The 7,623-nt window shown below is 70.5% G+C and carries 5 protein-coding genes and 1 pseudogene; 1 reads left to right on the forward strand and 5 read right to left on the reverse strand.

Annotated elements, in window-relative coordinates; translation table 11 throughout:
• Positions 1 to 1,133: 1,133 nt before the first annotated feature.
• Entirely contained in the window at positions 1,134 to 1,439 is a 306-nt protein-coding gene (locus tag HMPREF0058_RS02245) for a hypothetical protein (protein WP_006548046.1), read from the reverse strand.
• Between the two features lie 214 nt (positions 1,440 to 1,653).
• On the opposite strand from HMPREF0058_RS02245, the gene HMPREF0058_RS02250 reads away from it, so the two are divergent.
• A complete protein-coding gene (locus HMPREF0058_RS02250; protein WP_006548047.1) occupies positions 1,654 to 2,643 on the forward strand; it encodes a VIT1/CCC1 transporter family protein in 990 nt (329 codons plus the stop codon).
• Between the two features lie 275 nt (positions 2,644 to 2,918).
• On the opposite strand, the gene HMPREF0058_RS02255 is transcribed toward HMPREF0058_RS02250, so the two are convergent.
• The 4 genes and pseudogenes from HMPREF0058_RS02255 to HMPREF0058_RS02270 all read right to left on the reverse strand — a co-directional run.
• A complete protein-coding gene (locus tag HMPREF0058_RS02255) occupies positions 2,919 to 4,055 on the reverse strand; it encodes an App1 family protein phosphatidate phosphatase (protein ID WP_006548048.1) in 1,137 nt (378 codons plus the stop codon).
• A gap of 55 nt (positions 4,056 to 4,110) precedes the next feature.
• Positions 4,111 to 5,550: a glycosyltransferase 87 family protein gene (locus tag HMPREF0058_RS02260; RefSeq protein ID WP_248596991.1), complete on the reverse strand. Its 1,440-nt coding sequence runs from the start codon at positions 5,548 to 5,550 to the stop codon at positions 4,111 to 4,113.
• Complete coding sequence (locus HMPREF0058_RS02265) at positions 5,550 to 6,824, reverse strand: MFS transporter (protein ID WP_040319633.1); 1,275 nt, start codon at positions 6,822 to 6,824, stop codon at positions 5,550 to 5,552. The genes HMPREF0058_RS02260 and HMPREF0058_RS02265 overlap by 1 nt, the downstream gene beginning before the upstream one ends.
• Positions 6,825 to 6,840: 16 nt before the next feature.
• Positions 6,841 to 7,623, reverse strand: a pseudogene (locus HMPREF0058_RS02270) (hypothetical protein); the annotation flags it as partial.

The following is a 7,623-nucleotide window of genomic DNA, read 5'->3' on the forward strand; positions in this document are numbered from 1 at the left end:
GGGACCGCGGCGGCGGTGGCCGGTTGGGTCAGTAGGCGCGCCCGAGGAAGGTGACACGGTACGCGAGGGGTGGCGGCGTTCGCTCATGGGGCGTCCGCGCTGGTCACGCTCGGCGCTGCCACAGCCCCGGCGCCACGAGCCCTTGGACCCGCAAGACCTCTAGGGGCGCTGGGACTGTAGGGCTGGTATTGGGCTTGTAGGGCTTGGGGCGAGGCCTGCTGGGCCGGTTGCTGTGCTTGCCAGTAGCTCTGCTGGCTGGGTCGGTTGCTGTGCTTGCCTGGTAGCTCCCCTTGCCTACTGAGACCGCACACCGAGCCTGCCCATGCCCGGCCTTCGCTATCCCTCCACCACTGTCGCTACCCCTTCGTGTCCTTCGCACCCCCGTAGCGCGCGCTATGGGGTAGCGACCAACACCAAGAGGTAGCGACAGACAGAACGGGGTAGCGGCGAGCGCGATGGGGTAGCAACGCAGGCCAGGTCTGGCCCGCACGTTCGGGGTCGGACGACGCCAAGGGGTAGCGATGGTGGGAACGAGGTAGCGGCGAAAGCAGAGGCTGGCCCGTACAAGCGCGGTCGACCAACACCACGGGATAGCGGGCGACCTCATGGGGTAGCGGCAGGCGCCAAGGGGTTACAGCAAACGGCGCAAGCGCGTGACTCAAGTGCCCAGCGCCCCGTCCTTCGCTATCCCTTCACCACCGTCGCTATCCCTTCACCACCGTCGCTATCCCTTCACCACCGTCGCTATCCCTTCACCACCGTCGCTACCCCCTTCCCGTCCGTCGCACCCCCGTAGCGCGCGCTAAGGGGTAGCGGGCGACCTCATGGGGTAGCGATGGCGCGAACGAGGTAGCGGCGAGCGTGGTGGGGTAGCGGCGCAGGCAGAGGCTGGCCCGCACGTTCGGGGTCGGACGACGCCAAGGGGTAGCGATAGCGGGCGCCGGGTAGCGGCGGCCAGAACCGAGGAGCAAACGGAGGCGTGGCCGGCCCCAAGCCTCAGGCCCGAGCTTCAGACAGCCGAGGCTCCGCCCCAAACCTCAGGCCCGAGCCTCAGACCAACCCAAGCCTCAGCCCGAGCGGACCGCAGCGTTGCCAGTCCCTCTATTCTGGGTCTCAGACCGATATTCCGGGTCTCAGACCGAACGAACCTCGGCGTCGTCAACCTCGATGGGCTGCGCAGGGGCGGCAGGCTGCTGTGCCGGCGCGCCGAAGAGCCGCTCCTTGACGGCGTCCACCACCTTGTCCGTGAGGGCCTCACCCTGCTGACGCGCAAAGCTCGTGGCCTTGGCGGAGGCGGAGTCGACCTTCTCGCGCACGAAGGGCTGCTCGGCCACGTGGGTCGCCGCCGCCTTGATCCGCTCGTACTGCGCGCGCCCGGCCCGCGTCCCCAGGACGTATCCCGCGCCGAGACCGAGGATGAACGGAATCTTGCTGGCCATGACTGCCTCCTGGTTCTGGGCGGTGAAGCGTCGGGCGATGGCGCCCAGGGCAGCGTAGCAAGCGGGCTGACCTCCGGCGGTCGGCGACGTCCCGGGTGACGTCCCGGGCAATGTCCCGGGCGACGGCGGGGCGGCGTTGCGAGAGCGGCCGCACCTTCGTTAGGTAAGACTTACGTTGCTATACGTCAGTATTCATTGCTTCTACTGTTGAGTTGTGACCAGGAACGAGACAACCACGAGCAGCACCCGCCCTCACACTGAGGAAGTCGGGCAGGCTCCGGTTGTCCCTGCGCTGGACGCTCGCGCTCCGCTGAGTGGGGCGCTGAGCCTGGCCGAGCTGGCCGACGACGCCGCTCAGGCTGGTACGCAAACCTCCGGTGACGAACAGGCCGGCACGGCCGGTGTCCCCAACGCGACGCCCGCCCCGAGCTCGACCGACGTGGCCGGCTTGGCCGACGTGACTGATGCGGGCAACGTGACCGGCACGGCCGACGCCGAGGCCGCCCGTGAGTCTCGCGACGCAGCCGTCTCCCTTGCCTCTCGGCTGAACTGGTTGCGCGCCGGCGTGCTCGGCGCGAACGACGGCATCGTCTCGGTGGCCGGCCTCGTCATCGGTGTTGCCGCGGCCACGCCGGAGAACACTGGTGCCATCCTGACCGCCGGCGTCGCCGGGGTGCTGGCAGGAGCGGTCTCGATGGCTGCCGGTGAGTATGTCTCGGTCTCAACTCAGTCGGACACCGAGCGGGCGCTGGTGGTGCGCCAGCGCGAGGAGCTTGCGGAGGACCCCGAGGCTGGCATTGACGAGCTGGCATCTCACTATCGCGCCAAGGGACTGAGCCCCGCCACCGCGATGACGGTTGCTCGTGAGCTCACGGCGCACGACGCCGTCGGCGCGCACCTGGAAGCGGAGCTTGGCCTGCGGGAGGACGAGTACACCAACCCCTGGCACGCCGCCTTCTCCAGCGCGGTGGCCTTCACGCTCGGGTCGTTGCTGCCGATGCTGGCGATCGTCTTGCTGCCGACGGCGGTCAAGATCCCGCTGACCTTCGTGGCCGTGCTTGTGGGCCTTGCCCTGACCGGCGGGTTTTCCGCCCGACTGGGCGAGGCACCGGTGCGTCCCGCGGTGATCCGCAATATGGCGGGCGGTGCGCTGGCCATGGTCGTGACCTGGGGCATCGGCCACCTCATTGGTGTCTCGGTCTGAGCTGGCTCCGCGCTCGAAGATCGCACCCGGCTGCCCGGTCTCTCCCCTCTGCCCGGGCTTTCCCCGCTGCCGGGAGTCTGCACGGCCCCGCCACTCGTCGCTTAAGGCCCTGAACAGTCGATCCCCATGCTCCCCACAATGGAAGCGACTGTTAGCGGCCTAAAGCGATGGAATTGTGGGCGCGGTGGAGGGTGGCAGAGCTTGGAAGCGACTGTTCAGGGCCTAAGGCGACCGTTCAGTGCCTGAAGCGACGGCCCTGGTGGCAGGGCCCCACCTCAATCGACGACGGCCGCGCCGCCCGCCTGGGTGATCCAGCGCGGCAGCGTGCGGGCCAGCGCGTAGCCGTCACGCCCCTGGACCACGGGAACATCGGCCTCAGCCAGGGTGCGCGCCTGCGGCCCCAACCCCATCGGGTGGGCGATCTGACCGCCGGCCAGCATCTGCTCCTTCTGGGAAAGACGCCGGATCGCCACGGCCGCCACCCGGTCAGAGTGCTCGCGCACCACCTCGGAGTAGATGAGGAGGTCGTGCTGACCGTCGTCCCCGATGAGAAGCCACGTCACCTCGGGCAGGTCGATGAGCAGCCGACGCAGCTCGGTGCGCTTGTGCTCAATACCTGAACGGAACCAGCCCGTGTTGGTCGGTCCCCAGTCCGTCATGAGCATGGGGGCGTTGGGAATGGCGTGCTTCTTGAAGAACGAGCGCAGCGTCGGCACGGCGTTCCACGCCCCGGTGGACAGGAAGACCAGCGGCGCCTGCGGGTGCGCGGCGTGCACCTGCGCGAGCAGCTCCGGCATACCGGGCACGGCCTCGCGGTTCGAGGCGTTCTTGACCAGGAGGTTCCAGCCGGCGATGAACATACGGGGCACGTTGGTGACCATGACCGTGTCGTCGATGTCGCAGACGACGCCGAGCTGAGGGCCGGGGGCCACGATGTTGACGCGCGCCCGCACGAGCCCGGCGCCCGCGGCATCGATCTCAACCTCGTGCCAGCCCGGTGCCAGCCCGTGATCGCGTACGACGACGTCCACATACCCTCCGCGGTCAGCGCGCGTGCGCACCGAGACTCCTCCCACGCGGATGGTCACCGGTAGGTAGGGGACGGGGACGTCAATGAACTGGCGCCATCCGCGCTGGGCGTCGATGAGGGAGTCCAGCGCGAGGTCGCGCACCTCGGTGGCGGTGACGGGCAGCGAGTCCGGGATGGAGCGGAACAGTGGCCCCTCGGCCGGGGCGTCCTTGGGGCGCATCACCATGCGTGCCAGGACGCGCGCCATCGAGCCGTGCTCGCCGGCCGAGCCATAGCCGTCGTAGGTGACCACGCGCGGCCGCCAGCCGTGGGCGCGCAGCACGGGGATCATGTCTCGATGCAGGCGGTCCTCGGCGGCGCGAGCGATGTCAGAAAACGGCATACCGGGATCTTAGCGGGGCCCGGTGACACGATCCTGAGCGCGAGCGCGCCGCGTGCTATACGAGCCCGACCTGCTCCGACCCGGCCGTCCCAGCCTCGTCAGTCTCGGGCTGCCCACTGCCGGCCTGCTCTGGCCGCACCGGCCCTGCCTGCCCAGCACTAGTCCGCTCCGCACGCGCTTGTCCGGCCCGCTGCTCCGCGCTCGCGCTGGCCAGCGCCGCCCCGGTGGTGAGCGCCCACCACGTGTAGGACGAGCCGACGACGCTCGCCCACACCGGCCAGTCCTGCTCCACGTGGTTCTGCTCGGGGAACCACCACTGCATCGCCAGGACGAAGACGGCGGCCCCCGCGGCCGCGGCCGTCATCAGCGCCGGTGAGTCCCACCGCCGCGCGGCCACCATGAGCGCCATGAGCGCCGGTACGCACCACACCCAGTGGTGGGACCAGGAGATGGGGGAAATGAGCAGTCCCAGCGTCATGGCGACCGAGACCTGGAGGGTAAGGATGAGCCCGTCGTCCGACGGCGTCGCTCGCCGCCCGGCCAGGTCCGTCAGCCCGTCCGAGCTCGTCGGTCCGTCCAGGCCCGCCGGCTCGTCCAGGCCTGTCCGGGCTGACTGCGGCCGCAGCCCGTCCAGCCGTCGCAGCAGCAGCCAGGCGCCGACCAGCGCGCCAAGCACCGTCAGCGCCCACACCACGGTCCGCAGGTCTTCCGGCAGCCAGCGTGCGACGAAGCCCTTGAGGTTCTGGTTGCCGGAGTAGTCGGCGAAGCCGGCCCGACCCGGGTCCCACATGGCGGAGAAGAAGAACTGCGCGGACTCGCTGGGCGAGATCAGCCAGCACAGCGCGGTGACGCCGGCGGCCGTCCCCGTCATCGTGGCAGCAGCCCGCCACTCCCGGCGCGCCAGCAGCACGATCACGGCGATCGCCGGGGTGAGCTTGAAGGCCGCCGCGAGTCCGGACAGCACCCCGCGCCAGGGCGAGCGCGCGGGCACGGCCAGCAGGTCCACGGCCACGAGCATCATGAGGATGGCGTTGACCTGGCCGTACTCCATGGACTTGTACACCGGCTCGATGACGCACACGCCCGCCAGCGTCACCCAGGGTGCGAGCGCCCACGCCCGCCTCTGGCTCGCCCCCAGCGCGCGTGCTGCGGCCCAGACGCTCATGCCCACGCATACGGGCGTAGCCAGGACCAGGAGCGCCTGGATGCTGCGGTCATCCAGCCAGGTCAGCGGCATGAAGGCCCAGGCAGCGAAGGGCGGGTAGGTGAAGGGCCACAGCTGCTGGTCAGGGTTGGCCCACCAGTCGTAGAGGCTGCCGCCGGCCTGCCACTGGGCGACGGCGTGGTAGTAGATCCACGCGTCGAGCTTGAACATCTCCTCGCCGGCCTTGTTCCACAGCCGCGGGTAGCAGGACAGGAGGACGGCGCACCAGGCCACCACCTGCACGGGGATGGAGTCGGCCCAGCGCTGCCAACGAGGTGAGGGCGGCGTCATCATGCCTCCAGGTGCCCGTGAGCGCGTGCCCTGCGCAGGGTGCGCAGGCCCACGAGGAGAACCACGACGCCGATCCACGCCGCGCACATCGTCAGCGTGTAACCGCCGTGGGCGCCGGCCGCGTCAATGGCCCGGCCACCGAGCATAGAGCCCAGCGAGACGCCGATGTTCATAGCGGTACCGATCCAGGCCAGGCCCTCGGTCAGCTGGCCGGGGGCCACGGTGACCTGGACGATGTTGTTGCCCGAGGTGATCGTGGGGGCGGTGCCCAGGCCCACGAGGACGTAGAGCACGGCCAGGACCGCGAGGTTCGGGGCGAGCAGGAAGGTCGAGGCCCCCAGGGCCAGCCACGCCATGCCGACTCCCAGCTGCTTCCATAGCGGCCAGCCCCAGGTGCGCGCGCCGTAGACGAGCGCGGCGATGAGCGATCCGGTGGCCCAGCAGGCCAGGGTCACGCCGGAGAGGCTCTTCTGGTCGAGTTCGGTGGCGAAGGCGACGGCGGAGACGTCGTTGGCGCCGAACATGATGCCCGAGCACAGGAAGATCAGGACGATGGCCCGCACTGACCCGTAGGACAGGACGGAGGGGAGCCGGGCCGGGGCGAGCGCGTCGAGCTCGGTGCTGCGTGCGCCGTCGTCGGAGCCTCGACGGCGGGGACGGGCCGCGCGTGGTTGTGGCGCCGGCTCGGTGGCGCGCTGGGAGAGGAACCACAGGCCTCCGCCCAGCTGCAGGCTCAGGGCGACGATCCACCCGCTGGTCACCGGCAGCACGTGCGTGGTGCACAGGGCGGTGGCGAGCACCGGGCCGATCATGAAGGCAACCTCGTCCAGGGCGGCCTCCAGGGAGAAGGCAGTGTGGACGTCGTCGGGCGAGTCCAGCAGCGTGGTCCAGCGCGAGCGCACGAGCGAGCCCATGGACCCGCCTAGTCCGCCGGCCAGGCCGGACAGGACGATCAGCGTCCACAGCGGCGCGATCTGCTGGGTGGCCACGATGAGCCCGAGCAGCGAGGCGGAGGAGGCCAGGATGGCTGGCAGCATGATGCGGGCCTGGCCGTAGGCGTCAACGAGCCGGGCCAGGAGCGGGGAGCCGACGGCGGCCGCGATGATGTTGGCGGCGCTGACGGTCCCGGCGGCGGAGTAGGAGCCGTACAGGCTCTGGACCGCGAGGATGGTGGAGATACCCACCATGGACATGGGGAAGCGGGCGAGCAGGCCCGCCAGCGAGAACTGCCAGGCGCCGGGCTTGGCGAGGATCCGGCCGTAGGTGGAGGTCATGCGGTGCATACGGGCCTTAGCGGACGGTGCCGAGCGCGTCCTCGCGGGACAGGGAGAAGCCCTGGCCGCTGACCTGGCTCCAGCAGCTGATGGCGGCCTCGGTGGCGGTGCAGGCGAAGGAGTCGTTCTTCGCCGAGGAGCCGTAGCTCAGGGCTGCGCCACCGGCGGCCGCGGCGCCACCGCAGCTGCCCAGGGCCTGGCCGTCCTTGGTCACCGTGACGGTGAAGGGAACGGTGGGGTCAGAGTTGCAGGAGGCGTCCTCGGGAATGAAGCTGTGCTCGTTGATGGTGCAGGAGACTGAGTCCTCGCCCAGGGTGCAGGAGATGTTGCCGCTGGGGGCGGTGAAGGAACCCATCTCGACGGCGTCCGCGGGCGCCGGGGCACGCAGCGTCTGGCTCTGCGTGGGCGAGGGGGTGGGCGTGGGGGCCTCGGTGGTGGCCTCCTGCTCGGGGGCGTCCTGGGTGGCGGCCGGCTGCTCCTGCTGGGCCTGGGTGGTGGGGGCGGAGGTGCTGGGCTCGGAGCTGCCGGAGGAGAAGAACCACACGACGATCGCCACGACCAGCACGAGGGCGATCGCGGCCAGGATCGCCAGGACGATGGTGGAGCGTCGCGGCCCGCTGGGGGCCCGGCTCTCAGCGACGCCGACGCCGAAGACGCCGCCGTCAGAGCCGCCCGCCCAGGCTGCGGGCTGGACAGGGGTGGGCTGTGCAGGGGCAGGCTGGACGACCGGTGGCAGGGCGGAGGTGGCGAGTGCCGGGGCGACCTGCGTGGGGGCCGGGTCGGTGGCCCGGGCGACGCC

The organism is Actinomyces urogenitalis DSM 15434, from assembly GCF_000159035.1.
In the GTDB taxonomy this organism is placed as follows: Bacteria; Actinomycetota; Actinomycetes; order Actinomycetales; family Actinomycetaceae; genus Actinomyces; species Actinomyces urogenitalis.